This window comes from Flavobacterium hydrocarbonoxydans (assembly GCF_009789235.1).
GTDB lineage: Bacteria > Bacteroidota > Bacteroidia > Flavobacteriales > Flavobacteriaceae > Flavobacterium > Flavobacterium hydrocarbonoxydans.
Genome location: NZ_WSTB01000015.1, coordinates 1 through 24041 on the forward strand (window position 1 = coordinate 1; position 24041 = coordinate 24041).

Consider the following 24041-nt stretch of genomic DNA (forward strand, 5'->3'; position numbering starts at 1 on the left):
TTTTCATAATTTATTTAATTAATGGTTAATTGAATTAGTCTAACATTTTGTCGATTACAATACTGATTGTCAATCCGATGATGATTCCCGGAGTGATTCCACCTTCTACAGCTTGTAATTGGTTGTCATTTAATTCTGCAACAGCTACTTTGTTGAAAGCTAACTTGTTGTTTACGTTTTGTTTTTTCATAATTATTTTTAATTAATGGGTTAAGGGATTAGTCTAACATTTTGTCGATTACGATGTAGATCGTAAGTCCGATTACGATTCCCGGAGTGATTCCACCTTCTACAGCTTGTAATTGGTTGTCATTTAATTCTGCAACAGCTACTTTGTTGAAAGCCAACTTGTTGTTTACGTTTTGTTTTTTCATAATTATTTTTAGTTAATGGTTAATTAATCTAGCAATTGGTCAACAAGAATACTTAGTGCAATGGTAACTGCAACTGAGATTATACTTCCTCCGTTTACGTCTTGCAACTGATTGTCATTCAATTCTGCAACAACTGCTTTTCTAAAAGCCAGTTTGTTGTTTGGGTTTTGTTTTTTCATAATTATTTTTAGTTAATGGGTTAATTATTCAAGTAATTGATCAACGATAATGCTTACTGCAATAGTAACTAAAACCGAGAGTAAGCTTCCTCCGTTTACGTCTTGTAACTGATTGTCATTCAATTCTGTAACAACTGACTTTCTAAAAGCCAGTTTGTTGTTTGGGTTTTGTTTTTTCATAGTTATATATTAGTTGGTTATAAATCAACTGCTATTGTTATTAATAGAAGACTCGTTGTTCCTACATATAAACCCGATGTTCCTCCATTTACATCTCGTAATTGATTCTCATTCAATTCTGCAACTGCTGCTTTATTGAAAGCAAGCTTGTTATTTGCGTTTTGTTTTTTCATTGGTTTAGTATTAAAACTGAATTAATATGGATAGTGTGGCGATACTCAATGGAAGTAATACTGAATCAATTCCACCTTCTACTGCTTGTAATTGGCTGTCGTTTAATTCTGCAACAGCTACTTTGTTAAAAGCTAACTTGTTATTCATGGTTTGTTTTTTCATGGTTTTAATTATTTAATTAGTTAATAATTAGTCAAGTAATTGGTCAACAAGAATACTTAGTGCAATGGTAACTGCAACTGAGATTATACTTCCTCCGTTTACGTCTTGTAACTGATTATCATTCAATTCTGCAACAACTGCTTTTCTAAAAGCCAGTTTGTTGTTTGGGTTTTGTTTTTTCATAGTTAGGTTTAGTTATGTTCTAATTGACTAAGAAGTAAGCCTATTGCAAAACCTATTACGATTCCAGGAGTGATTCCACCTTCTACAGCCTGTAATTGGTTGTCATTCAATTCTGCAACAGCTACTTTATTGAAAGCTAACTTGTTGTTTGCGTTTTGTTTTTTCATGTAAATAGAAATTCTATTAAACCAGTAATAACAAAGTTTGAACACAACAGCAGCCGGTGCAGGTATCTCCTCCGCCATCTATCGATGTACCGCCATTTATATTTTGTAATTGATTTTCGTTCAGTTCTGTAACCGCTACTTTATTAAAAGCAAGCTTGTTGTTTGGGTTTTGTTTTTTCATGGGTTTTGTAGTTGTGGGTTTTTAGATAATTATTAAAGTGCCTGGTAGATTAAATATGTAATACTTACCACTACTGCTACACTGCAGGCTGGACCAGTACCACCATCTATCTCGTACATTTGATTATCATTTAGTTCGATAACAGCTACTTTATTAAAAGCAAGCTTGTTGTTTGGGTTTTGTTTTTTCATTTTATAATGATTAATTAGTTATTAATTTTAAAGTAAAGTCAGAATATAGATGGTAATCGGAATGCTTCTTATAGAATCAATACCTCCATTTATCTCTTGTATCTGACTATCATTCAGTTCTGTAACTGCAGCTTTGTTAAAAGCAAGTTTGTTGCCTGGGTTTTGTTTTTTCATGTTGATGTGTTTTAAATTATTTACATTTATTTTGAATGAATGTTCTTAACAGGAACAATCACTAAAAAAAATCTAGTCTTTCCATTTAATTTTGAGCATACCAATCCTCATGCTATAAACCTGAACTGAAAAATCAGTCAACTTTTAGCGGGATTTAGGTATACTGCTATTTACTAAAATGATTAGCTACAGTTTATTCGATAAACATTCGTTTATAATCTTTTAATAAAGATGTCATCTGTTTTGGCCGCCGGACAGTATTAACCATATAGGCAAATACGTCCTTAGCCAAAGATTTCATTTTGAGCTAATAAGTGCTGTATAGAAGAAGTACTCTTGAAGTTGTAAAAACCATAATGAAAATGTTTTTTACTTTTGCAGAAGCAATCTCCGGCTAACTTATAGCATTACGTTTTGTTATTATTCCTTATAAAAAAGAGTCTCCACACTCTGTTTTATTTTATGTAAACATTGTTGTCAAACCATCGACAATACCGAATGTTCGATCTGTTTTTACACCACCGTTAACCAGCTACCGTATCCAGTAGTGATAATGATCGTTCTTATCAAATTTCTTGATTCTTCAATACCACCGTTGATATTGTTCAATTGATTTTCATTCAATTCTGCAACAGCTGCTTTATTAAAAGCGAGCTTGTTGTTTGAGGATTGTTTTTTCATCTTCAGCTGTAAATTACATTTGTTGTAATACAAGGCTTATTTGTAAGCAGCAGCATCCAGTACAGTTGTCTCCACCTACAATTGTAGATAAACCTCCGTTGATTTCATTCAGCAAATTGTCATTTAATTCTGCAACAGCTACTTTATTAAAAGCAAGCTTGTTATCCATGGTAGTTTTTTTCATTTTATATTTAGTTTACTTGTTTGATAATGGTTAATTTTAAAGAAACAGGAACGCAAAAACATCCTGAAATTGGATCCGTAAGTTCGTCTCCTTTAACGCCTCCATTCACATTTTTTAATTGATGTGAATTCAATTCTGTAACAGCTACTTTATTAAAAGCAAGCTTGTTGTCTGGGTTTTGTTTTTTCATCTGAATATCAAAATTACATTTGTTCCAATACCAGGCTTATTTTTAAACAACAGCATCCTGTGCAGTTATCTCCTCCAATAATGGTAGATCCACCATTGATTTCATTCAATGAATTATCATTTAATTCTGTAACATCTGCTTTTTTAAAAGCCAGTTTGTTCGATATGATTATCTTTTTCATGTGTTTTTAATTTAATTGTTTGATAATGGTTAATTGAAACGAAACAGGGACACAAAAACATCCTGAAATTGGATCCGTAAGTTCTTCTCCTTTAACGCCTCCGTTAACATTTTTTAATTGTTGTGTGTTCAATTCTGTAACAGCTACTTTATTGAAAGCCAGCTTGTTGTTTGGGTTTTGTTTTTTCATTTTTAGTTAAATTTTAATTAATAGTGCTTTTTTTCCGAATCAGAGATTCAAATAATCATACTGTGACTAAAATAAATTTCAGCCAGGTTCCGTGAAAATCAAGATTTTCTAAATGGATCAAACTTATCTTTCAAATAATACGCAAATGAGCGCTAACGAGTTCTGGAATATTTCCAGGCCGGTTTATTTAAAAAATCTTTTAATGCTCTTTTTTAGCTTATAAAACAACGATTTAGATTGTTTTACATCCTGATTGTCATCAATTTTAAAAATTGAATTTTTACTTAGTCTTTTTGGACTGGATTGATTACCCGTTGTCATAAACTTTGTTTTTAAAAGCTAACAAGTAATGCTTTGTAGAAGTACTTTAGAAATTGTAAAAAAAAAGTTTTATGAAACACATTTTTTTTTACTTTTGCAGAAGTAATTTCTGGCAATCTTGTTAGGTATTACGTTTTGTTAAATTACCTTATAAAACAGAGTCTCCACACTCTGTTTTATTTTTTCGGATTTGAAAGTGGCTACTCATTTTCATTTTCACCACCTTTTCAAAACCCAATTGAAACAATCTGATATTCGATTTATTTCTGAGACAAAGTAAAATCTTTTTTTCCTGTAAAAAAAACGAAAAACCCCCATATTTATAAAATAAGGGGGTTTCTATACGAAATTAAATACTTGTTTTTCAGGTAGTTATGCTAAAATAACATGTTTTAACTTTCTTTCATTTGATTTATCTTTTTTATGTAAATAGAGGGGCTAATACCGGTTGCAATCTTAAAATATTTGGTAAATGACTCTGGACTTTTATACCCAATTTCTTCTCCAATTGCATTAATTGAATACGATCTTAGCTTCGAATTGTTCTTCAATTCTATAATAATATAGTTGATTCTTAACTCATTTACGTACGAACTAAAGTTTTTATCCAATTCACTATTTACAATTTTAGACAAATAAGCTGTATTGGTTTTAAGCCTTTTAGCGACATTATGCAGCGTAAAGTCTTGTCTCAGGAACAATTTCTTCTCTTCAAGCTTGATAAGTTTGTCTAAAATCTCTGTTCTTGTTTCATCTTTTATAATAAAATGAGGATTAGTCGTTTCTTCTCCTTCATTACTATTATCCTGAAATACTTCCTCATTTACATCCTGATCAATCGTTATAATAGAATTAGCAACAAGTTCTGTCTCAAATTCTTCTGCCTGGTGATTATCGATGTCCTCTTCAATACTTTCATTTTTACTGATTAGAACATTATTCTGGAGGTTTTCCTCGCTATTTTTAACGGGTTGATTTTCGAAATCTTTAATTTTGAGCAATAACTCCTCAAATTTTACCTGATTTTGAATACTTTCTCTTCTCCTTCTAATAAAGAATCCAATAAAAAGAAGAATTAATAGACTCGTTAAACCCAATAAAATCCATTTCTGATTTTTTTGCTCTGTTTCACGCTCTTTACTTTCGTTGATATCTATTTTGTGTAAATGATCTATTGCTTCAATTCGTTTTTCACCAATTTTTTTTGATTTGTCAATAAACTGACTGTAGTAATAATTTGATTCCGAAAAATTTTCAATAGATTTATAGTTTTCAGCTAATAGATAATAGATCTCTGATAAATTTTCGATAGGTATATTAGATGCTTTTTCGTCAGCTACTATGGACTTTAAAAGGGAAATAGCTTTATTATACTCTTTTTGGATTGAATATAATTTAGAAATTTTAATGTTTATCTCCGTAATTAAAGTATTACTTTGAATTTTTTGAGCAATAAGTAAGGCTTTATCAAAGGTTATTTTAGCGTTCGAATAGTCCTTATTATCAATGTAAATTAAGCCTTGTTGAGACAAAAAATGGATTTCATGCTCTTTTAGGTTACTTTTTTGTGATTCTTCAATACCGCTTTTTATAAAAATATGGGCTGAATCCTGTTTATTCAAATTAATATAGGTTTTTACAAGACCTAATTTTATATCCAGTTTACTAACATCATCAAATCCTTTTTTGTTAAGGTTTTCTTTGTAGATTTTTAAAGCGTCCTGATATCTTTCTAATTCATAAGCAATACTTCCTTTTTTAATCGAAATATAATTGTAAGCGTTGTTATCCTTTAATTTCTTTGATAAAGTGGAGCATTCTTCATATAAATTAAGTGCTTCCTGGAAGTCAAATTCATTAAAGAGATAATTCGCTTTATTGATTTTGAAAACCATTTCCAGCTTTTCATTATCTATATCATTGGCTTTATATATTGCTTTATCAAAATAATAAAAAGCACTGTCCTTTTGAGTTAAGGCACCACTCAAATCGGCTAAAAAACAATAAGCTCTTGCTTCATCTTCCTCTAAATCATTTGATTTAGAGTACTTTAGTAATTTATGGCTGTAATATTTTGCTTTTGTGGGATTGGTATATAGCAACGTTTTAACAGAATCTTTATAAGTCTCTATTTTATTCTGAGAAAAGGCAAAATTCATCAAAAATAATAAAATCAGACTGCAGGCCTTAGTTAATCCATTCATACTTGTTTATTTTTAAGTAAAGCATTAACAATCAATGCGTTAGATTTGTATTTAGGTAGGCTATTTTTATAAATCTGGGGATTATGGGCTTTTTTTTAAGGTTATTTTGAGATAGTTTTACAAAGCAATTCAACGCAAATCAAAACTCATTTAAAACAATTCAAAACCCTTTTAAAACCCAAAGATTATGAAAAAAATTACAATAAAAAAATTAGTGTTAAAAAAAACTAATATCGTAGAACTTAATTCAGATCAAGCAAGACAAATTGTAGGTGGAGGAGACGAAGTTTCAGGAGCAATAAATGATACAGTAGCTGCAGTAGCAAACCATACAAATCCACGAAGTATGTATTCCATGTTTTGCCCTGCTTAGTTAAGCTAAACCATAAAAACAAAAAGAGCGGCTCAATGGAGTCGCTCTTTTTATTTATATAAGTTTTAAAGGCAAAGCTCTTTAAACCTTGAGTATTTAATCCTCTTAAAAATACACTCTCACAAAAGGCATAAAAGCTGACCCATACAAACTTCTGTCATCATTAAACAAAACATCGTAGCGCCCGCCTATAGTTACATTGCCGGTTCTGTAACCAGCTCCGAGATACAAAGCCGTATTCCAGTAATTATCTGAAAAATCACCTCCTTCAAAGTTATAATCAGTGTTAACACGGACTTGCTCAAGCTCGGCAGATAATTGAATTTGCGGAATCGGATTTACTAGTCCTACCAAACTTCCTCCATATATAAAAGAGCTATAATTGTTTTTCGAAGACAAATACCCAAATTGCAATCCAACACCCACTGCCACAATCTCGTTTACATTATAAATTGCACTTGGCATAACCGAAATATCGGTGTATCCGGAACCAAATCCCAAACCAAGTCCTCCTCCAAATTGTACTTTATCCCAAAAATGATTACTGTTATCGATTACATAATTTTCCTGTTGAGCGAAGCTAAAATTCGAAAATAAAGCTATCAAAATCACAAAAAATGATTTGAAAACGATTGAAATTTGATTTTTCTTCATAGTTGAGTCTATTTTTAACAAATTTTTACGTAAAAGTACGTAAAAAAAAGATTTAAATAATATCGATTGTTGTACTTTTGCCATTCTATTTAACAAAAAGTATATTCACTAATATTATGGATAGGTTTTCATTTTTAAATGCAGCGCATACAGAGTTTTTCGCACAATTATATGATCAGTATTTAGTAAATCCAGATAGCGTTGAGCCAAGCTGGAGAAGTTTCTTTCAGGGTTTCGACTTTGGACAAACGGTTTATAATGACGAAAATCCAGTTCAACAGATTGTTGAATATGTGACTAGCGACAACGCAGATTGCAGTTTAGTTTCTGACAAACTACAAAAAGAATTCAATGTATTAAAATTAATTGATGGCTACCGCTCTCGTGGTCACTTGTTTACCAAAACAAATCCAGTACGTGACCGTAGAGTTACGACTCCTTCATTGGATATCGAAAATTTCGGTTTAACAACAGCGGATTTATCAACAGTTTTTGATGCTGCACAAGTGATTGGTGTTGCTCCATGTACTTTACAGGACATCGTAAATCGCTTAAAATCTATTTACTGCCAGCATATTGGTATCGAATACATGTACATCAGAAATCCTGGCGTTGTAAAATGGATTCAGGATAAACTGGCTGTAAATGTTAATCAGCCTAATTTTTCTACTGATGAAAAGAAAATCATCCTTAACAAATTAAATCAGGCGGTTTCTTTCGAGAACTTTTTGCACACTAAATATGTGGGACAAAAACGTTTTTCATTAGAAGGTGGAGAATCAATCATTCCGGCTTTAGACGCTTTAATCGAACAAGCTGCTGAAAAAGGAGTAGAGCAATTTGTAATGGGAATGGCACACCGTGGACGTTTGAACGTTTTGGCAAATATCTTTGGCAAATCGACTCAGGATATCTTCGGAGAATTTGATGGTAAAGATTACGATCAGGAATATTTTGATGGTGACGTAAAATACCACTTAGGACTTACTGCCGACAAAAAAACAAGAACAGGAAAAAATATCAATATCAATTTAGCACCAAACCCTTCTCACTTAGAAACGGTTGGAGCTGTAATTGAAGGAATCACTCGTGCAAAACAAGACAAATATTACGCTGACGACTTCTCTAAAGTATTGCCTATCGCCGTTCACGGTGATGCTGCCATTGCTGGTCAGGGTATCTTATACGAAATCATTCAGATGTCTTTGCTGGACGGATACAAAACAGGCGGTACGATTCACATCGTAATCAACAACCAGGTTGGTTTTACAACTAACTATCTTGATGCCCGTTCCTCAACGTATTGTACAGATGTTGCTAAAGTTACACTTTCGCCAGTATTACACGTAAATGCTGATGATGCTGAAGCTGTGGTACACGCAGTATCTTTTGCATTAGATTACAGAATGCAATTTGGGCGTGACGTATTTATCGATTTATTAGGATATAGAAAATACGGTCATAACGAAGGTGACGAACCTCGTTTTACACAACCTGTTTTATACAAAATCATCGCAAAACATAAAAATCCAAGAGATATTTATGCTGAGAAATTATTGTCAGACGGTGTAATTGATGCTACTTATGTAAATAATTTAGAAAAAGAATACAAATCTTTGATGGAAGAAAATTTACAGGCTTCCCGCAAAAAAGATTTGACAATCATTACACCTTTCATGCAAAATGAATGGAATGGTTTTGAACAAGTTTCTGATAATGTAATGTTGCAAAAAGTAGATACCTCTTTTGATAAAAAAGGATTGGATTCTATTATCAACACCATTTCGACTTTACCATCAGACAAAAAGTTCATCAATAAAATAACTAAAATTGTTACCGACAGAAAAGCAGGATACGATAACAACACTATTGACTGGGGAACTGCAGAAGCATTAGCTTACGGTTCGCTTTTAACAGAAGGATTTGATATTCGTATTTCTGGACAAGACGTAGAGCGTGGTACATTCTCTCACCGTCATGCGGTAGTAAAAGTAGAAGATTCTGAAGAAGAAGTAATTCTTTTAGATGCAATCGAAAACAAAAAAGGAAAATTTGGCGTATTCAACTCTCTTTTATCAGAGTACGGAGTTCTAGGTTTTGATTACGGATATGCATTGGCAAATCCAAAAGCTTTAACGATTTGGGAAGCACAATTTGGAGATTTCTCTAACGGAGCTCAAATTATGATTGACCAGTATATTTCTTGTGGAGAAGATAAATGGAACAACCAAAACGGGATTGTTTTATTGTTACCACACGGATACGAAGGTCAGGGTGCTGAACACTCTTCTGCAAGAATGGAGCGTTACTTACAACTTTGCGCAAGACATAATATGTATGTTGCCGATTGTACAACGCCAGCCAACTTCTTCCACTTGTTGAGAAGACAAATGAAAACAAATTTCCGTAAACCTTTGGTAGTATTCTCTCCAAAAAGTTTATTGCGTGATCCAAGATGTGTTTCTACTGTAGAAGAATTAGCAACAGGAACTTTCCAGGAAACTATTGACGATAATACAGTAGATAAAAAAGCAGTGAAAACTTTGGTTTTCTGTACTGGTAAATTCTACTATGACATCGTTGCCGAAAGAGAAAACAACGGAAGAAAAGACGTTGCAGTTGTTCGTATCGAACAATTATTCCCTTTCCCAGCAGAGCAAATCAAAGCAATCATCGCACAATATCCAAATGCAGACGACTATGTTTGGGCACAGGAAGAGCCTAAAAACATGGGAGCTTATAGCTTTATGTTGATGAACTTTGATTTTATAAAATGGAGATTGGCTTCATTAAAGGCTTACGCTGCACCAGCATCAGGAAGTTACACACGTGCAAAACGTCGTCACGCCGATGCGATCAGAATGGTTTTTGATAAAGATTTATTTAGATAGTCATTGCGAGGAACGAAGCAATCTCACTAAAATAAATATTTTTAGGAGCTATTCCCGCTATTCGTTGCAATCTTTTTATTTTTAAAGAAAAAATAAAAAGGATTTCCACTTCTATCGGGGCTAAAAAAACAGAATGATTAAGTTCTTTTTAGAACATTAAAAATATAAAATTCATAATTTAAATTAAAAAGACATGATTTTAGAAATGAAAGTCCCATCACCAGGGGAATCAATAAAAGAAGTTGAAATTGCAACTTGGTTAGTAAAAGACGGAGATTATGTAGAAAAAGACCAGGCTATTGCAGAGGTTGATTCAGACAAAGCAACTCTTGAATTGCCAGCAGAAGCAAGCGGAATCATTACGCTAAAAGCTGAAGAAGGTGATGCAGTAGCAGTAGGAGCTGTTGTTTGTTTAATCGATACAGGTGCAGCAAAACCTGCAGGAGATGCTCCGGCAGCGGCAGCACCAGTTGCAGAAGCTCCTAAAGCTGAAGTAAAAGCTGAAGCACCAAAAGCAGCACCTGCGCCAGCAGCAGCGCCAGCAGCAGCGCCAGCAGCAGCGCCAGCAGCAGCGCCAGCACCAACAAGTTATGCAGCAGGAACACCATCTCCGGCAGCTAGAAAAATATTAGACGAAAAAAATATAGCACCAGCAACAGTTTCAGGAACTGGTAAAGGTGGAAGAATCACTAAAGATGATGCTGTAAACGCAGTACCTTCTATGGGAACTCCAACTGGAGGAAGCCGTGGAACGGAGCGTACAAAATTATCTATGTTGCGTCGTAAAGTTGCTGAGAGATTAGTAGCTGCTAAAAACGAAACAGCAATGTTAACGACTTTCAACGAAGTTAACATGACCCCAATCAACCAAATTCGTAATGAGTACAAAGATGCTTTCAAAGCGAAACACGGTGGTCTTGGTTTAGGATACATGTCTTTCTTTACCAAAGCAGTTACAAGAGCGTTACAATTATTCCCAGACGTTAACTCTATGATGGATGGCGATTATAAAGTAGCTTACGATTTTGCTGATATTTCTATCGCAGTTTCAGGACCAAAAGGTTTGATGGTTCCTGTTGTTCGTAATGCTGAATTATTAACTTTCCGTGGAATCGAAGCTGAAATCAAAAGATTGGCTTTAAGAGCTCGTGATGGTCAAATTACGGTTGACGATATGACTGGTGGAACATTTACTATTACAAATGGTGGTGTTTTCGGAAGTATGTTATCTACACCAATTATCAACCCTCCTCAATCAGGAATCTTAGGAATGCACAATATTATTGAGCGTCCGATTGCTGTAAACGGTAAAGTTGAAATTCACCCAATGATGTACGTAGCACTTTCTTATGACCACAGAATTATCGACGGTCGTGAGTCAGTTGGTTTCTTAGTTGCTGTAAAAGAAGCTTTAGAAAACCCATTAGAATTATTGATGAATGGTGATGCTAAAAGAGCATTGGAACTATAAGTTTTAAAATAATTTTCAATATAAAAATCCCAAATTCCAATTATAAGGAGTTTGGGATTTTTTGTTAGTATTTAGTTCAAAATTTAATTACTATTTAAGAAATATATTTTACGCCCAAAAAGGAATATATTTTTTATATTTTCTTGAATTACTAGACGGGTCATCATCTTTTATTAATCCTTCGGTTATAGTTTCCTTTATAATTCTAGATGCTATTGCTGAATTTTGTTCTTCAATTTGAAATCGTTCTCTTAAACTTTGATTTGTCATTATATCATTGGAAACATAACGCAAACAAGCATGTTGATAACAGGCTCTAACTTTATCTTTTTTATCTAAATGATTAAGTTCTTTATAGCTGAACATTGTAATTCTTGTTCTTTTTTCTGAAACAATAAAGTCAACAGCTGGTAACTGAAACATTTCATTGTAAAAAATTACTTTATCAATGCCACTTCCCTTTTCTTCGCATATTCCAAACCTCCTTAAAATATCAGCTAATTTTTCATTCCGAGAAATATATTCATCAATAAAACGTTGTGGAGTTATTAATGGAAGACCTGGATTTGAAATTTCAATACGGTCTGAAAATATTTCAATCATAGGAAATCCTTTTTCATTAAAATCCTGATGAATAAGGGCATTTGCAACTAATTCTCGAATTGCAATCTCAGGATACATTTTTGTCTCTTTTCTAAAAGCTTTTCCAATTTCTTCATTAGCTGGTAATTGTCCATTAATCCAGTCAATTAGTCCATCAAAACCAACTGCATATCCTCTTTTACCTATTTGCTCTCTTATCGTTTCTACTTTATTTTTTCCTTTATAAACAATTACTCGAACTGCTTTTCTCCCTATCTCATCAAATTCTTCGAGGTTTTTAGCTAGAAGAATAGCTCCTAATTTTGTTATGTCATAATGTTCTTTATTCTTTTTTATGAATTTTTCAGAGATAAATTTTTCAATCACACCTTCCTGTGTATTGGGGTATGGAAGTTTTAATAGTTCAAAGTAGGTTTGAGAATTTAGTAAATTTATTATTTCCGATGATGTGACATTTGCCTTCGCAATACGGTTTTCTAATGGTTTGTCTGGTGCCTTTCTCCAAATTTTGCCTTCTTTTTCAGGAAAATCACTTAATTTTCTGGTATAACTTCCTATTCTTATATAGGATGTATGTAAAAAATCGATAGGGCGGTTCTCTGCACATGGAATTATAATCATCGATATGTGTATTCCATCTTCATATTTAAATTCGTGAAACCTAAAATCAATCTTTGGTGATAATCGATTCATCAACCAACTTTCTAATTCTTCCCCACCTTTTTTATGTGATTTTATTTTGAAAGTGGTTCCAACAACTTTATGAGTTTTATCTTCAATACCAAAAACTAGATATCCAAAAGGATGATTATGTAGGCAAGCTCCATTTGATAATGCAGAAATACGTTCCCCAATTTCTTCAGCTGAATGAAAATTCAATTTAAATTCAACCCACTCGCTTTCGTTAGGCTGTTTAATTAAGTCGTTTACTATATTTATTAACTTCTTTTCTTCCATAATCAAATAACCATCAAATAAGAATGTCTTGTGTTTACTGGGTTTATATATAAAAATACATCTATTTGTCAAATAACCATCAAATAAGATTCTTGTTTTGCTTGAAGTTGTTGATAACTTTTTTATTTCAAATACAAATAATGATTATAATAATCAATAATTCCTTTTCCTTCCAGTAAAACATCGGCACCAATTATGCCATGAACCGGTTTTGCTTTGTATTGCTGTAAAGCCTCATTGACATGCGAAAGATCAAAAATCACCAAACTGAAATCAGTGTTTTTCCAGGAACCCAGCTGTAATACATTGTGCTTCGAGATTTGCGTATCCATTCCGGTACCGCCAGCTCCTGCGGCTTTGGTTTTGGAGTTTTTTGTAGTCAATGCAAAGCGTTCGATACTTTCGTAACCCACACAGGAATTGGAGGCTCCCGTGTCCAGAATAAAATTTCCAAAAACACCATTAATTTTTATTTTAATTAATAAATGCTGTGTTTTAATGATTTTGAATTTTATCTTTTTATATTTTTCTTTTTTCAGAATCTCGTGGAGGTCTTTCATTTTCGATAGCGATTGAATATCAAAAATAAACCAATTACAACCAATAAACTAATGATGTAAACAATATAATTGGATTGTTCTTCCGGAGCCGAAATGCTTCCGTAATACACAAAAGCACTCCAGTAATAAGGCGATTTTTTATCATTTGAAATATCAGGATTATTCAAAAAATCGATTTTAGCATTGGCATTGGCTTCAAAATACGATTGTCCGTTTTTACTATTTTTGTAAAAATCATCCATGAAGATTGCCGTGGTATAATCGTTTACTTTCCATAAAGAAAATAATAAATTCTGAGCGCCCGCAAACTGAAAACCTCTGGCGACACTCATTGCTCCTTCAGCTTTGTAGAGTTTACCTATTCCGGTTTCACAAGCACTTAAAACGACCAAATCTGGGTTTATCCGAAAATTATACAATTCAGAATAAAGAATTTCCCGATCATAAAACCTAATACTGGCCGGCGTTTCAATATCTCCTGAAGAAGCGTGTGTACTTAAATGCAAAATAGAATATTCAGGAGCATTATGTTTGAAATTTGAAAAACTGGCTTCTGAATTTTCTAAATATTTTCCCTGAAAATTATTACGTATCGATTGTAATTCTTTTTTGGAATATGCCAGCTCATAATTGGTCTTTTCGAAAATTGGAAAAACACCTAAAACACTTTTTTTATTGGAGGAAAGAGAACCCGAATTCAGATAAAAGGAAGCCGAATTATTATAGGCAATCTTAAAGTCATTCATAAAATAATGCATTTTAGCAAAATTAGTCGTGCTGGATTCTTTTGTGATTAAAGCTTCAAAAGGAAGAAAATTTAAGATGCCGTCTGGGATTATGATGAGATTTTTCTGTGTACTGCTTTTAGGCAATTTGAGAACATCATAGGCTACTTTTCCGTATTTGTTGTAGCCTGAAACATTTTTGTTTATGGTATTTGCATCATTAAAATAATCAATAAACTGAACGATTTTCGGAATTGCCACATGCGAGATATTGATATTATTGAGTTGTATTTTTTTATCCTGAAAAGTAAAATAATACATTTTTTCATAGCCCATAAAATAATAAATCATAAAAGCTTTTTCTTTTTCTAATTTGGTAAACAGACTTTCCAAATCACAACTTTCAGGAATAAAATCGGGTTTCTCAGATTGTATTTTTTTTAAAGAAAGCATTGCTTCATTTTGCTTCCTGATTGCGCTGTTAATAACTAAAATATTGGCTGAATTACCCTTTTGCTGTTCTTTTACAATGTCATTATTCAGGTTTTGAAGTTGCTCTAAAAGCTTTTTTTCTTCAGTTGAAGCCGTTTTTACATTCGAACGATAATCCTTTAAAATACCCGATTTTGTGTTTTCGGCCAATTGAAAAGCTTTTTCTAAATAAGCAACTTTTTGCTCTTTTTGATATAAAAGTTCATAAATCGAAATACATTTTTCGGTACGGTTTCTTGCCCGTAATTGTGTAATGATTTTAGAATTTTCGAAAACTAACGTATTCATTATTAAATCCTCTATTCTAAAGGAAAGTCCGAATGCTTCAAGCGCCTTTTTAGGTTGATTTTGTTCTAATAAAATTTCAGCTTTTAAGTCAATAGCATCCATTAAAACAGTTTCAGAATAGAGTTGGTTTTTATCAGGCAGATTGTTTTGATTAACAGCATAATTCGGAATCAGGACAGAAAATACTTTTGCAATCTGAACCGAACTTTCGTTATATTTTTTTTGATCAAAAAGTAATAAGGCTTTGTCGTAAAATAATTTTGCTTTTTTTCGAACTGGTGGATTTGGGATTTGCAAAAACAAATTTTCAGCCTTTTCAAAATAAGTATTGGCGATTTCAAAATTCTGCCATTGTCGGTTTAGTGCAGCTAAATTTCGATAGGAATTAGAAAGCGTCTCGGATTGATTTTTTTCATTTTTTAAATATTTTATGGAAGAATAAAATGATTGTTCTGCCTTACTGTCGGCGTTTCTAATCAATATTATATTTTTAGAACTAAGCAAATAACTATTCCCTAAATTATTCCATAAAATACCTTTTTGTACTTCGGATAATTTCTCGCTTTTCAAAGTGCTTTCGAGCAGCTCGATAGCCAAATCATTTTTCCCTGAACTCTGATACACATTGGATAAATTCAGAATAGCAGCAAATTTCTGTTTACCCGAATCCGGATAATTTTTAGTTGTATTTACGATAAAAAAATATTGCTTTATCGTGTTTTCGGCATTGTTATAATCGCCCAGAATCGTATATAAATTGCCCAAAGGCTTCAGGCAGTATTCGATAATATCATAATCGGATAATTTCTTTTTTTGATACAATTGCCAGGCCTTTTCATAGCTTTTTACCGCCTGATTGGTTTGCCCGAACTGGTTTTCATAATAGGCTTTGTTGCAGTTTAAAACAACAATTGCCAATAACTCCCCGTTAGTTTTTGGTTTGGGATTTTTCCAAAAAGCAGCTTCAGTATTCCTTAAATTTTGCAATGCTTTCGCAGAAGGATTGGCAACAAAAACATCAATTGCATTGTATATTTTATCTTCCTGAGCAATAGGTTTTTGTCCGAATAAAATCAGTGTAGAGAAGATTAAAATATAGCAATATAGTTTTGTCATAAAAGTCTATTTATTTCACAGAGGTTCACAAAGTTTTCGCAAAGTTTCACAGAGAATTAAAAATTAATTTTGTGTATCTCTGTGATAAATCTTTGTGCAGCTCTGTGTAATAACTCTTAAAATTTCCAGATTCCATACACCTGAATATAATTGAAATTTTGCTCGAAGTTCATCACATATCGCGCACCAAGACTTGGTCCAATTCGGGCAAAACCAGCGGTTAAATCAAACAACAGTCCTGCTTTATAACCCGTAAAAGAGTTTTTAACTGAGGTGGAAGCACTTCTGGTATTAATCAAAAACCGGTCATCGGGACCTTCAAAAGTTTCAATTTTCAGGCTTTGAATTTTCTCTTCAGAAACATTTACATTGGCCTGAATACCCGCTCCGATTCCGATATAATTATTAATGTTATAACGGATCAGAATTGGAATTTCCCAATTGATATTTTTAAATTCTGTAGTAGTTGTCGTTCGTTGTAATTGTTTTACTCCGTCCTGATTTCCACCTGTATTATCGGTTACGGCTATGTCGCTTTCGTATGTATTGAGTCCATTGACCCACTCTACCTGCCAGTAAAACCGATAGGATTTAAACGGAGAAAGCGTTGCGCCCACAAAATAACTGGTCGATTTTTCTAAATCGGGATAGAAATTATAACCTGCTTTGGCACCAATAGAAATACCGGGTAAAAATCGGGTTGTCGCATAATTGGTGATAATCGGTTCATTTTTATCGAAGATGATTGCCGTTCTGCTTTTGGTTTTTACTTTATGAAAGTCTTCACTGAATTTCATAGAATAACGAACAAAACCTTGTGTGCTGTCTTTTTCTTTTACATTTTTCTGATTACTTCCCGGCAGATAAATATTTTTGAAAGTAAAGAAAATTTGTTTTTGCTTGATAATCGTGTCCAGACAGCTTGTTGTAGGCACCTCATCTTTTGGACAAATAGGACATTCCGGATACATTCCTTCTATCTGAAATGTTTTCTTGTCAAACATATCGGGAATATCAGTTTCCAGACGAATCGTTCTTGCCGGTCCTTCGCCATCGTTTTGGAAACGGGTTTTAAATTTCACTCTTTTAAACCGAACCAGTCTGTAGTTGATTAAACTTCCGGTAGAACTCATTTTATTTGGGTCGTGAGAGGTCACGATTTCCATCTCAAGGTTTTTAATTTTATGATTTTTAAAACTTCTGTTGGGCACAAAAATCCCACGCATCGTAACTGTTGCGCTGGTATCTTTTATCATTTCAGGGGTAGTTTTGAAAGTATAAAAAATATTGCGTGTTTCGGAAGGATTCGCTTCGTCAAATTCCACAATCGAAACATTATTATAGATTTTATGGGCTTCGGCAAGTGACGCTTCTAAATCTTCTTCGGTAGTGGTGTTTTTATATTTTTTGGTTTTAAAAGTGTTTTCGGCTGTAGCCAAATAGGTCTTCGAATCGTCCAGATCGTTTACGGCTGCGATCGTGTTTTCCTGAACTTCTCTTTCGCCGGCATAGGTCCTGAAATCGAGTAATTCAAAATTATTGTTTTTGAATTCTTTCTCATTATAGAAGAGATATATTTTTCCGTTGGCTACATAATTTTCCAGATTTTGATAACTCAGCACGACTACCATTTCCTGATCCGGAATGGGGTCACAGTTTTTCAGAATTGCAAATCCGTTTTGATCTGCAATCGAGGCAATATCCTGAGACGGATCATTTTCTATTTCGTTTACCGCCACTTTTTTGGGCCGTGTTGCCGGAGGTTTTCCGTTATCATAATTATTGGTTACAGCAAGGCGGGCTGTATAGGTTCCCTTTTTTTTGTACACATGTTTGGGTTCTGCCTGTTTGCTGTAATGACCATCTCCTAATTCCCAGAGATACGAATAGCTTGGTTTGGGTGCACCTGCAATAGGTATTAATGGCGGCGTTTCTGGTTTGAAAGTTACCGCATTTCCTTTTTGACTGTACGTAATATTGGCTCTTCGGGTTATGGTATCTTTTACTTTGGCTTGCGAAAACACCATTGCTGATGAAAGGCAAATAAAGCAGTACAATAGTTTTTTCATAGTCGAGGAGTTTTTTAGCCCTGATGGAAGCGGCATCCTTTTTCTGGCTTCTTTAGCCAGGAAAAGATATAGCGGACAGCAGGATTAGCTTCTGAAATTCATAAAACCGAATCTCAAATTGTTTTTAAATGTAAAAAAAAGTGATGAGCAAATCACCACTTTTTCCTGAAAAGTATTTTGTAAGTTACTGAATAGCATTGATTGCGGCTACTAACTGCGCCTCTGTGCCTATCGTAGTTTCGGCCAAAGTAAACGTATAGGTTTGATTGGCAGCAATGGTAACGGCTTTGATTGCATAACGCCACTGACCACTTTCTTCGGTCGCAAAAATGATGTGACATGCTAAACCAACCGGAATTTGACCGTAATGTTCGCTAAAAAGACCTTCGGCTGTATAAGTGTCTAATTTTGCCAATGCGTTTTGACCTTCGCCATCGTAAGACAAATAAATGGCGCAATTGTCGTTGTCATAACCCTCAGGAGCGTCAACTAAAATGGTTGTTTTAGGTCTTGGATCGCTATAGAATTTATCTACATTTGTCCATCCAAAGTTTCCAAAGGTTACATAATAATTGGTTCCTTCGCCTTGTACACCACCTTTTCCGCCATCGCCTCCATCTTTAACCTCTCTCCAAACCAGATCGTCTTTTTCGTCGATATTTCCAAACCATAAAGTCATGTCGTTGTCAACTCCTCCAGTAAGATTTGCAGGTACTAAAAGATTAATGTTGCAGGAAGTGACTAAGTCTTGTCCGTTTTGAGTCGCTCTGATAAAAAACTCTCCTCCTGAAATTAATAAATTTTTCTTTCCGTCAGCCATTAAACCCATTGTTGGTTTATTGGTTACCAGCATATCGCCTTTGTCAAAAAGCTCTACGTATTCGATATCTACCGTTCCTGTAACCGCATTTCCGGCTTTAGTAAGGCAATCGCCGTTGATGTTGATTTTTACTCCTTTAGCAGAAGTTAGCGTGATAACTCCAGTTCCGGCAGTAAGTGTAAATTTTTGTGTTTTGTTTTCCAGAGCAGCTTCTCTGATGTTCGTAAAGGCAGCTTTTGATGGCGGCATAATTACAGGATCATCTCCGTCTGAAATGTCGCAACTTACAAATGAGGTTATAGCTAAGAATAATAGTCCGATTTTTTTAAAATTTGTGTTCATGATTTCTAGTTTTAAATAGTTATATAGTAATAGATGTTTTTCCTTTTGTAATTGTTACCCCTCTTTTTATTTTTTTTTTGAATTTATTCTGAAAGGCATTTTTCTTCAAAAATATTTCCGTCTTCATCTACCGCGACCAGAATATTTTTCTTCTTATTTAATGTAATGATCCAATAAATCCACACTACTGACCAAAGTCCGATTGTGATAAAAGTCAAAAACAAATGAAATGCATGATCGATCTGTTTTTTTTCTTTTCTCAAAACCACATACGGTAATTTGTCATTGCGTTCGATGATAACAAATCCGTTGTTGATTTTAGTAGAAAGTGTTTTCTGGAATTTGGCAAACTCTTTTTCGGTTGTAAATTGGTATGTTTCCATTTTGGCTGTTTTTTGATTTTTAAACCCTTTGTTTACTCATATCAATTTGTTGTTTGGATTGTTACCCCATTTGCAGTAATTTTTTTTCGAATTCTTTTTTTTACATTAGCTGATAATTTTCAATATGGAAAAAAGAACATCTCATCCCGATCAAATGTATATTGAAGGACTGGCGAATAATAATTCGGCAATCATTCAGTCTATTTATAAGAAGTTTGTTCCGAAGGTGGTTGCTTATATAAGGAACAACTCAGGCGATGAAGATCAGGCGCAGGATGTTGTTCAGGAAATTATGATTTTACTTTTTAATCAGGCCAAGGCGGGGACTTTGAATCTGACTTGTCCTTTTGATGCTTATTTCTTTTTATTGTGTAAACGAAAATGGCTCAACGAATTGAAAAAAACTTCGAACAAAGGGGTAACAATCAACGAAGATTTAGCATCTATGAGTGAATCTACTCAGGAAATGATTTTACAAACCGAAGCTTTCGACGAAAAACAACAGCTTTTTGATACCATGTTTCAAAAGTTAGGCGACAAATGCAAAGAAGTATTGCAATGGAGTTTTACCCTGAAAACAATGGAAGAAGTGGCTGAAAAACTGCAGGTAACCTATGGTTATGTCCGTAAAAAGAAATCGTTGTGCGTAGGGCAGTTAACACAGTGGATTCAGGAAGCCCAAATCTATAAATCGTTAAAAAAGTAACCCGCCATGAACGAAGAAAATTACATCTTATTTGATTTATACCTTCAGAATGAAATGTCTGTTGAAGAAAAAAATGCTTTTGAAAGCCAATTGGCTCAGGATGATTCATTGGCTTCTGCCTTTGAAACATTCAAAGAAATGCAGCTTCAGCTAACCAATAAATTTGGAATTACGGAAGAACGCGAAGCTTTTAAAGCCAATCTTAAAACTATTTCGGAAGCCCATTTTAAATCTTCAAAACCAAAAGTAATCCAATTGAAACCCTGGTATTATGCTGTTGCCGCTTCGGTTGCAGTTTTGATTGGAGTTTTCTTTGTGAATCAAAATTCTAATCCACGTTTTGAAGATTTCAATCAGCCCGAGCAAGCTTATTTTACAGAAAGAGGTACTACTGAAGCAGCTTTAAAACAGGCTGAAATTGCCTTTAACGACAAGCAATACAAGCAGGCAATTTCGCTTTTTGAAACTATTTTAAAAGAAAACAAAACGGCTGAAATTCAATATTTTTATGGCATTTCATTACTTCAGGAAAATCAGTTTCAGAAATCAGAAACGGTTTTTAATGAGTTAAAATCCGGAACTTCTGTTTACAAAAACAAAGCCATCTGGCAACTGGCTTTATCCAAATTAAAACAGAAAGACTACAAAGCCACCAAAGAAATCTTGCTGACAATTCCTGCTGATTATGAAAATACCGAACAGGTTCAGAAACTTCTCAGCGAATTAGATTAGTTATTTTAAAGTATTGAAAGTCAAAATCGTGAAAGGTAATGTATAAACATTGTCGCTTTTTTCTCAAAAAATTAACTTTTTTAAGAATTAAGTCCTAAATTCGGATTCGTTTTTAAATGAAACTAGTCCCAAAACCTTTTATAAATTAACCTTAATACATGAGGAAAATTACTTTATTGTTGCTTCTTGTCCTGCTTTCGCAAAATACATCCGCAAAAAACAATCTTACCGAAACTCAAAAACTAGCGGCAACCTGCAAAGTTTGGGGTTTCTTAAAATATTATCACCCAAAAGTAGCCAATGGAGAGTTTAATTGGGATAATCAGCTTTTAGAGAAATTACCACAAATAGAAAAAGCACAAACCAAAGAAGAGTTTTCATTAATCCTTGAAAACTGGATTGATGATCTTGGTCCGATAAAAGAAATTGCCCCGATTCCTGTTGCAAAAGAGGTTGAATATTTCGATAAAAACTTCGATTTAAGCTGGTTCGCTAATTCTAATTGAGGCTATTCAATAATAATCGAAAGTTTATTAAAAAAAAATCCCGTCCTGAAACTAATACTGAAACGTATTTTCTCAGGACGGGATTATCAAATAGAAAAATCGCTATTCGTAAATAAACGTTTTTTCGGTTTTTACAATTCCGTTTGCTTCAATCTGTGAGCAGGATATTGGAAAATTTAATTTATTGTATTTGTATTTTCTCATCTCTCCAATTAAGGTAGTCGATGACGGTACATAATTCATTTCGTTGTTGTACGAAATCGCTTCAAAACTAAATTCGTCTTCATGATAAGAAATCATTGGAACAATAATTTTATAATTATCACCAAATAAGCTTTGCACAATCAGACTTTCAACTGATTTTTTATCATCAAAAGTGTAGGTTTTACTTATTTTATCTCCTACTAAACCTTTATGTTTTATAACGTTATCATTTACGTAAACATATTCGATTTTGCCAATAATCTGTTTGTTTCTATCACGCAAAGTACGTCTCGAAATCACTCCGTTTTCGACAATATATTCAACATTTTCTAAAGGATTTTGATGATTATTACTTTTTTTAGTCAGGGCTTTAATTCTCGCACCTTCGTAACTAAAGGTTACGGTTTTAGTTACATACTCCGTTCCTTCCTGGTATTTTTTTATAAACTTGGTAATATTATTATCTGCGTCATACACATAGTTTACCACTTCTTTCCAGTCACTTCCAGTTTTTTCTTTTACAGTCATGTCTAAAAGTCCTTTTGGATTATAAAAGAATTTCTGAATGATATCTGAAGTCTGAATCGATTCGATCCTTCCTTCTTTAAATAATACTGTTTTGTTTACAATTTCGCCATCTTTTAAATTTTGATAATTGGTTTTAATAACATTGATTTGTTTTAATCGAATAGGTTTGTCCTGATCCTGACTATTGGCTAAAAAGGGAAGTACCATTAATAAAATGGTGATAACGTAGGTTTTCATAAAGTACTTGTATTGATTTGGGAAGACCAAAATACAACTTTAAAAGAAATTTTAAAAATATCGTATGCAAAAAATACAAAAAAAATGGCTTGCCTACCTTTACTTCTCCCCATAAACCTGAACATCATCTAGCTGAAAAGCCCCGTCTAATGCCAGATTCTTTCCGGAACCGGTATATTTAAAAGCAATTCTAATGTTTCCTGTATATTTTGACAAATCAATCGCGCCACTGCCAACAAACACGTTCCAGGCTGTTGACTGATTAGGGAAATTAGCTTTTAGTGTTTCCCAGGTAGCTTTATCAATATTCAATCCGTCAAAATCGGCTGAAACCAAAACTTCTAAAGAGTTTAATGGTGAGTCAACATCCAAATGATGCTGAGATGATCTAAAAGTCAGAATTTCATTTTTATATTCATCCATATTGATTTCCGGAGAAATCAGCCAGCCTACATTGGATACCACTTTTGTGCCGGAAATAGCATATTCAGCATATCCGTTTCCTGAAGCAACAACGCCTTTCCAAAACAATTTTCCTTTTTCCACAATATTTGCCCAACCCGGTAAACTTAAAATTGAATTATTAGTGGCCGTTTGAAAATCTTCTGAAAAGAACGGAATCGATCTACTTCCTTTCATATCAACATCTCTTTCGTATCTTGCCACCAACTGATAATCTGAACCAAACTTGGTCAAAACTCCTCGAATATTTCCGTTTCCTTCAGGTACAAAACTAGTTGCAAAGTCAGCAAAACTGCTGGTTCTGAAAATGATTTGATTTCCAGTTTTATCCCGTAAATTCCAGTTGGTCGCGCCTCCAACATTGTTTGTTTCTTCAAAATAATGTCGGCCCATAGCGGCTTCTGTAAACTGAACATCTTTTAGTTCTACCAAAGTATTTAATTTGCTGTCATCTAAAGCTTCTTCTATCGAAATTTGTTTCAACAATTGCTTTTCATCGACCATTGTACAAGAAGCATTCAGCACATTTTTATAATCGTTTTGAGGAATTCTTCCTATAGAAGCACTTCCTGTCCCGCTTTCGTATAAACTCCCCACTCTCATTCCGCCAAAAGACAAATCCGTAAATTGATTTTTTAGTTTGATATAAACTTTGTTCCCAACGCGATAGTCGATATAGGTATTCGAAGCATCTACAGAAATGCTAAAGCCAACTGCAGGCATTGTTTCTGTTGGAATTGTCTGCATCGAAATGGTTTTAAAAAAATTCCCACCTTCGTCGCTTGAAACCACATAGGCTTCGATAATATCATCGTACAAATATTTGGTAGCGGTTGTGCTGGCTGTTTCTTTAATTTTTTCAACCGTTTGATTGGGTCTGAAATTGGCAGCTGAGCATTCTAATTTTGGCATTTCGACTTCTTCATTACAACTGTAAAAAAACAAAATAATGAATACAGGAAACAATTTAGCGTATTTATTTTTCATGGTTACTAATTTTTTAAAAT

The 24041-nt window shown here is 33.7% G+C and carries 32 protein-coding genes; 6 read left to right on the forward strand and 26 right to left on the reverse strand.

From position 1 onward, the window contains the following. Positions 1 to 34: 34 nt before the first annotated feature. From GON26_RS19405 to GON26_RS19485, 17 genes are all read right to left on the reverse strand, one after another. A complete protein-coding gene (locus tag GON26_RS19405) occupies positions 35 to 190 on the reverse strand; it encodes a class IIb bacteriocin, lactobin A/cerein 7B family (protein WP_160375835.1) in 156 nt (51 codons plus the stop codon). Positions 191 to 218: 28 nt separating this feature from the next. Next, entirely contained in the window at positions 219 to 374 is a 156-nt protein-coding gene (locus GON26_RS19410; RefSeq protein WP_160375836.1) for a class I lanthipeptide, read from the reverse strand. Between the two features lie 23 nt (positions 375 to 397). Further along, on the reverse strand, positions 398 to 553 hold the full coding sequence (locus GON26_RS19415; RefSeq protein ID WP_160376434.1) for a class I lanthipeptide: 156 nt from the start codon (positions 551 to 553) through the stop codon (positions 398 to 400). A gap of 24 nt (positions 554 to 577) precedes the next feature. Next, entirely contained in the window at positions 578 to 733 is a 156-nt protein-coding gene (locus tag GON26_RS19420; protein ID WP_160376435.1) for a class I lanthipeptide, read from the reverse strand. A 17-nt stretch (positions 734 to 750) separates the two neighbouring features. Then, positions 751 to 906, reverse strand: a complete 156-nt coding sequence (locus tag GON26_RS19425) for a class I lanthipeptide (protein ID WP_160376436.1) — start codon at positions 904 to 906, stop codon at positions 751 to 753. Positions 907 to 916: 10 nt separating this feature from the next. Beyond that, a complete protein-coding gene (locus tag GON26_RS19430; protein WP_262885443.1) occupies positions 917 to 1069 on the reverse strand; it encodes a class I lanthipeptide in 153 nt (50 codons plus the stop codon). A 27-nt stretch (positions 1070 to 1096) separates the two neighbouring features. Then, positions 1097 to 1252 (reverse strand): class I lanthipeptide, encoded by a 156-nt coding sequence (locus GON26_RS19435; protein ID WP_160376434.1) that lies wholly within the window; start codon positions 1250 to 1252, stop codon positions 1097 to 1099. An 8-nt stretch (positions 1253 to 1260) separates the two neighbouring features. Continuing rightward, positions 1261 to 1419, reverse strand: a complete 159-nt coding sequence (locus tag GON26_RS19440; RefSeq protein WP_160376438.1) for a class IIb bacteriocin, lactobin A/cerein 7B family — start codon at positions 1417 to 1419, stop codon at positions 1261 to 1263. Positions 1420 to 1435: 16 nt separating this feature from the next. Further along, on the reverse strand, positions 1436 to 1600 hold the full coding sequence (locus tag GON26_RS19445) for a class I lanthipeptide (RefSeq protein WP_160376439.1): 165 nt from the start codon (positions 1598 to 1600) through the stop codon (positions 1436 to 1438). Between the two features lie 32 nt (positions 1601 to 1632). Next, complete coding sequence (locus tag GON26_RS19450; protein WP_160376440.1) at positions 1633 to 1791, reverse strand: class I lanthipeptide; 159 nt, start codon at positions 1789 to 1791, stop codon at positions 1633 to 1635. Between the two features lie 27 nt (positions 1792 to 1818). Then, positions 1819 to 1965 (reverse strand): class I lanthipeptide, encoded by a 147-nt coding sequence (locus tag GON26_RS19455; protein WP_160376441.1) that lies wholly within the window; start codon positions 1963 to 1965, stop codon positions 1819 to 1821. 513 nt (positions 1966 to 2478) lie between these two features. Beyond that, positions 2479 to 2646, reverse strand: a complete 168-nt coding sequence (locus GON26_RS19460) for a class I lanthipeptide (RefSeq protein WP_160376442.1) — start codon at positions 2644 to 2646, stop codon at positions 2479 to 2481. A 13-nt stretch (positions 2647 to 2659) separates the two neighbouring features. Next, on the reverse strand, positions 2660 to 2830 hold the full coding sequence (locus GON26_RS19465) for a class I lanthipeptide (protein WP_160376443.1): 171 nt from the start codon (positions 2828 to 2830) through the stop codon (positions 2660 to 2662). Between the two features lie 7 nt (positions 2831 to 2837). After that, a complete protein-coding gene (locus GON26_RS19470; RefSeq protein ID WP_160376444.1) occupies positions 2838 to 3020 on the reverse strand; it encodes a class I lanthipeptide in 183 nt (60 codons plus the stop codon). A 13-nt stretch (positions 3021 to 3033) separates the two neighbouring features. Further along, positions 3034 to 3201: a class I lanthipeptide gene (locus GON26_RS19475; protein ID WP_160376445.1), complete on the reverse strand. Its 168-nt coding sequence runs from the start codon at positions 3199 to 3201 to the stop codon at positions 3034 to 3036. Between the two features lie 6 nt (positions 3202 to 3207). Continuing rightward, positions 3208 to 3390, reverse strand: a complete 183-nt coding sequence (locus GON26_RS19480) for a class I lanthipeptide (protein WP_160376446.1) — start codon at positions 3388 to 3390, stop codon at positions 3208 to 3210. Positions 3391 to 4103: 713 nt separating this feature from the next. Continuing rightward, entirely contained in the window at positions 4104 to 5915 is a 1812-nt protein-coding gene (locus GON26_RS19485) for a helix-turn-helix domain-containing protein (protein WP_160376447.1), read from the reverse strand. A gap of 187 nt (positions 5916 to 6102) precedes the next feature. Between GON26_RS19485 and GON26_RS19490 the strand changes: the two genes are divergently transcribed. Further along, positions 6103 to 6288, forward strand: coding sequence for a class I lanthipeptide (locus GON26_RS19490; protein ID WP_160376448.1), 186 nt, complete (start codon positions 6103 to 6105; stop codon positions 6286 to 6288). A 105-nt stretch (positions 6289 to 6393) separates the two neighbouring features. Here GON26_RS19490 and GON26_RS19495 read toward each other — a convergent pair whose 3' ends face one another. Beyond that, positions 6394 to 6942, reverse strand: coding sequence for a hypothetical protein (locus tag GON26_RS19495; RefSeq protein ID WP_160376449.1), 549 nt, complete (start codon positions 6940 to 6942; stop codon positions 6394 to 6396). A 116-nt stretch (positions 6943 to 7058) separates the two neighbouring features. Between GON26_RS19495 and GON26_RS19500 the strand changes: the two genes are divergently transcribed. Beyond that, positions 7059 to 9833, forward strand: coding sequence for a 2-oxoglutarate dehydrogenase E1 component (locus GON26_RS19500; protein ID WP_160376450.1), 2775 nt, complete (start codon positions 7059 to 7061; stop codon positions 9831 to 9833). 193 nt (positions 9834 to 10026) lie between these two features. Then, the gene (odhB, locus tag GON26_RS19505; RefSeq protein WP_160376451.1) at positions 10027 to 11304 is read left to right on the forward strand and encodes a 2-oxoglutarate dehydrogenase complex dihydrolipoyllysine-residue succinyltransferase; all 1278 of its coding nucleotides are present in this window, start codon (positions 10027 to 10029) and stop codon (positions 11302 to 11304) included. Between the two features lie 108 nt (positions 11305 to 11412). Here odhB and GON26_RS19510 read toward each other — a convergent pair whose 3' ends face one another. The 6 genes from GON26_RS19510 to GON26_RS19535 form a co-directional block, all read right to left on the reverse strand. Beyond that, positions 11413 to 12864: an RNA-binding domain-containing protein gene (locus tag GON26_RS19510; protein WP_160376452.1), complete on the reverse strand. Its 1452-nt coding sequence runs from the start codon at positions 12862 to 12864 to the stop codon at positions 11413 to 11415. Positions 12865 to 12986: 122 nt separating this feature from the next. Then, positions 12987 to 13424 (reverse strand): retropepsin-like aspartic protease, encoded by a 438-nt coding sequence (locus GON26_RS19515; RefSeq protein WP_160376453.1) that lies wholly within the window; start codon positions 13422 to 13424, stop codon positions 12987 to 12989. After that, on the reverse strand, positions 13421 to 16045 hold the full coding sequence (locus GON26_RS19520; protein WP_160376454.1) for a CHAT domain-containing protein: 2625 nt from the start codon (positions 16043 to 16045) through the stop codon (positions 13421 to 13423). Before GON26_RS19520 ends, GON26_RS19515 begins: the two co-directional genes overlap by 4 nt. Before the next feature lie 116 nt (positions 16046 to 16161). Then, complete coding sequence (locus GON26_RS19525) at positions 16162 to 18114, reverse strand: PKD domain-containing protein (protein WP_160376455.1); 1953 nt, start codon at positions 18112 to 18114, stop codon at positions 16162 to 16164. A 184-nt stretch (positions 18115 to 18298) separates the two neighbouring features. Beyond that, the gene (locus GON26_RS19530) at positions 18299 to 19276 is read right to left on the reverse strand and encodes a hypothetical protein (RefSeq protein ID WP_160376456.1); all 978 of its coding nucleotides are present in this window, start codon (positions 19274 to 19276) and stop codon (positions 18299 to 18301) included. An 83-nt stretch (positions 19277 to 19359) separates the two neighbouring features. After that, a complete protein-coding gene (locus GON26_RS19535; RefSeq protein WP_160376457.1) occupies positions 19360 to 19659 on the reverse strand; it encodes a hypothetical protein in 300 nt (99 codons plus the stop codon). 124 nt (positions 19660 to 19783) lie between these two features. Between GON26_RS19535 and GON26_RS19540 the strand changes: the two genes are divergently transcribed. The 3 genes from GON26_RS19540 to GON26_RS19550 all read left to right on the forward strand — a co-directional run bounded on the left by GON26_RS19540 (position 19784) and on the right by GON26_RS19550 (position 21603). Next, a complete protein-coding gene (locus tag GON26_RS19540) occupies positions 19784 to 20365 on the forward strand; it encodes an RNA polymerase sigma factor (RefSeq protein WP_160376458.1) in 582 nt (193 codons plus the stop codon). Positions 20366 to 20371: 6 nt separating this feature from the next. Then, positions 20372 to 21097, forward strand: a complete 726-nt coding sequence (locus GON26_RS19545) for a tetratricopeptide repeat protein (protein ID WP_160376459.1) — start codon at positions 20372 to 20374, stop codon at positions 21095 to 21097. Between the two features lie 158 nt (positions 21098 to 21255). Continuing rightward, positions 21256 to 21603 carry a hypothetical protein gene (locus GON26_RS19550; RefSeq protein ID WP_230407970.1) on the forward strand — a complete coding sequence of 116 codons (348 nt, stop codon included), beginning with the start codon at positions 21256 to 21258 and terminating at the stop codon, positions 21601 to 21603. Positions 21604 to 21705: 102 nt separating this feature from the next. On the opposite strand, the gene GON26_RS19555 is transcribed toward GON26_RS19550, so the two are convergent. Next, positions 21706 to 22572 (reverse strand): hypothetical protein, encoded by an 867-nt coding sequence (locus GON26_RS19555; RefSeq protein WP_160376460.1) that lies wholly within the window; start codon positions 22570 to 22572, stop codon positions 21706 to 21708. 99 nt (positions 22573 to 22671) lie between these two features. After that, on the reverse strand, positions 22672 to 24021 hold the full coding sequence (locus GON26_RS19560; RefSeq protein ID WP_160376461.1) for a DUF5689 domain-containing protein: 1350 nt from the start codon (positions 24019 to 24021) through the stop codon (positions 22672 to 22674). Between the last annotated feature and the right edge of the window lie 20 nt (positions 24022 to 24041).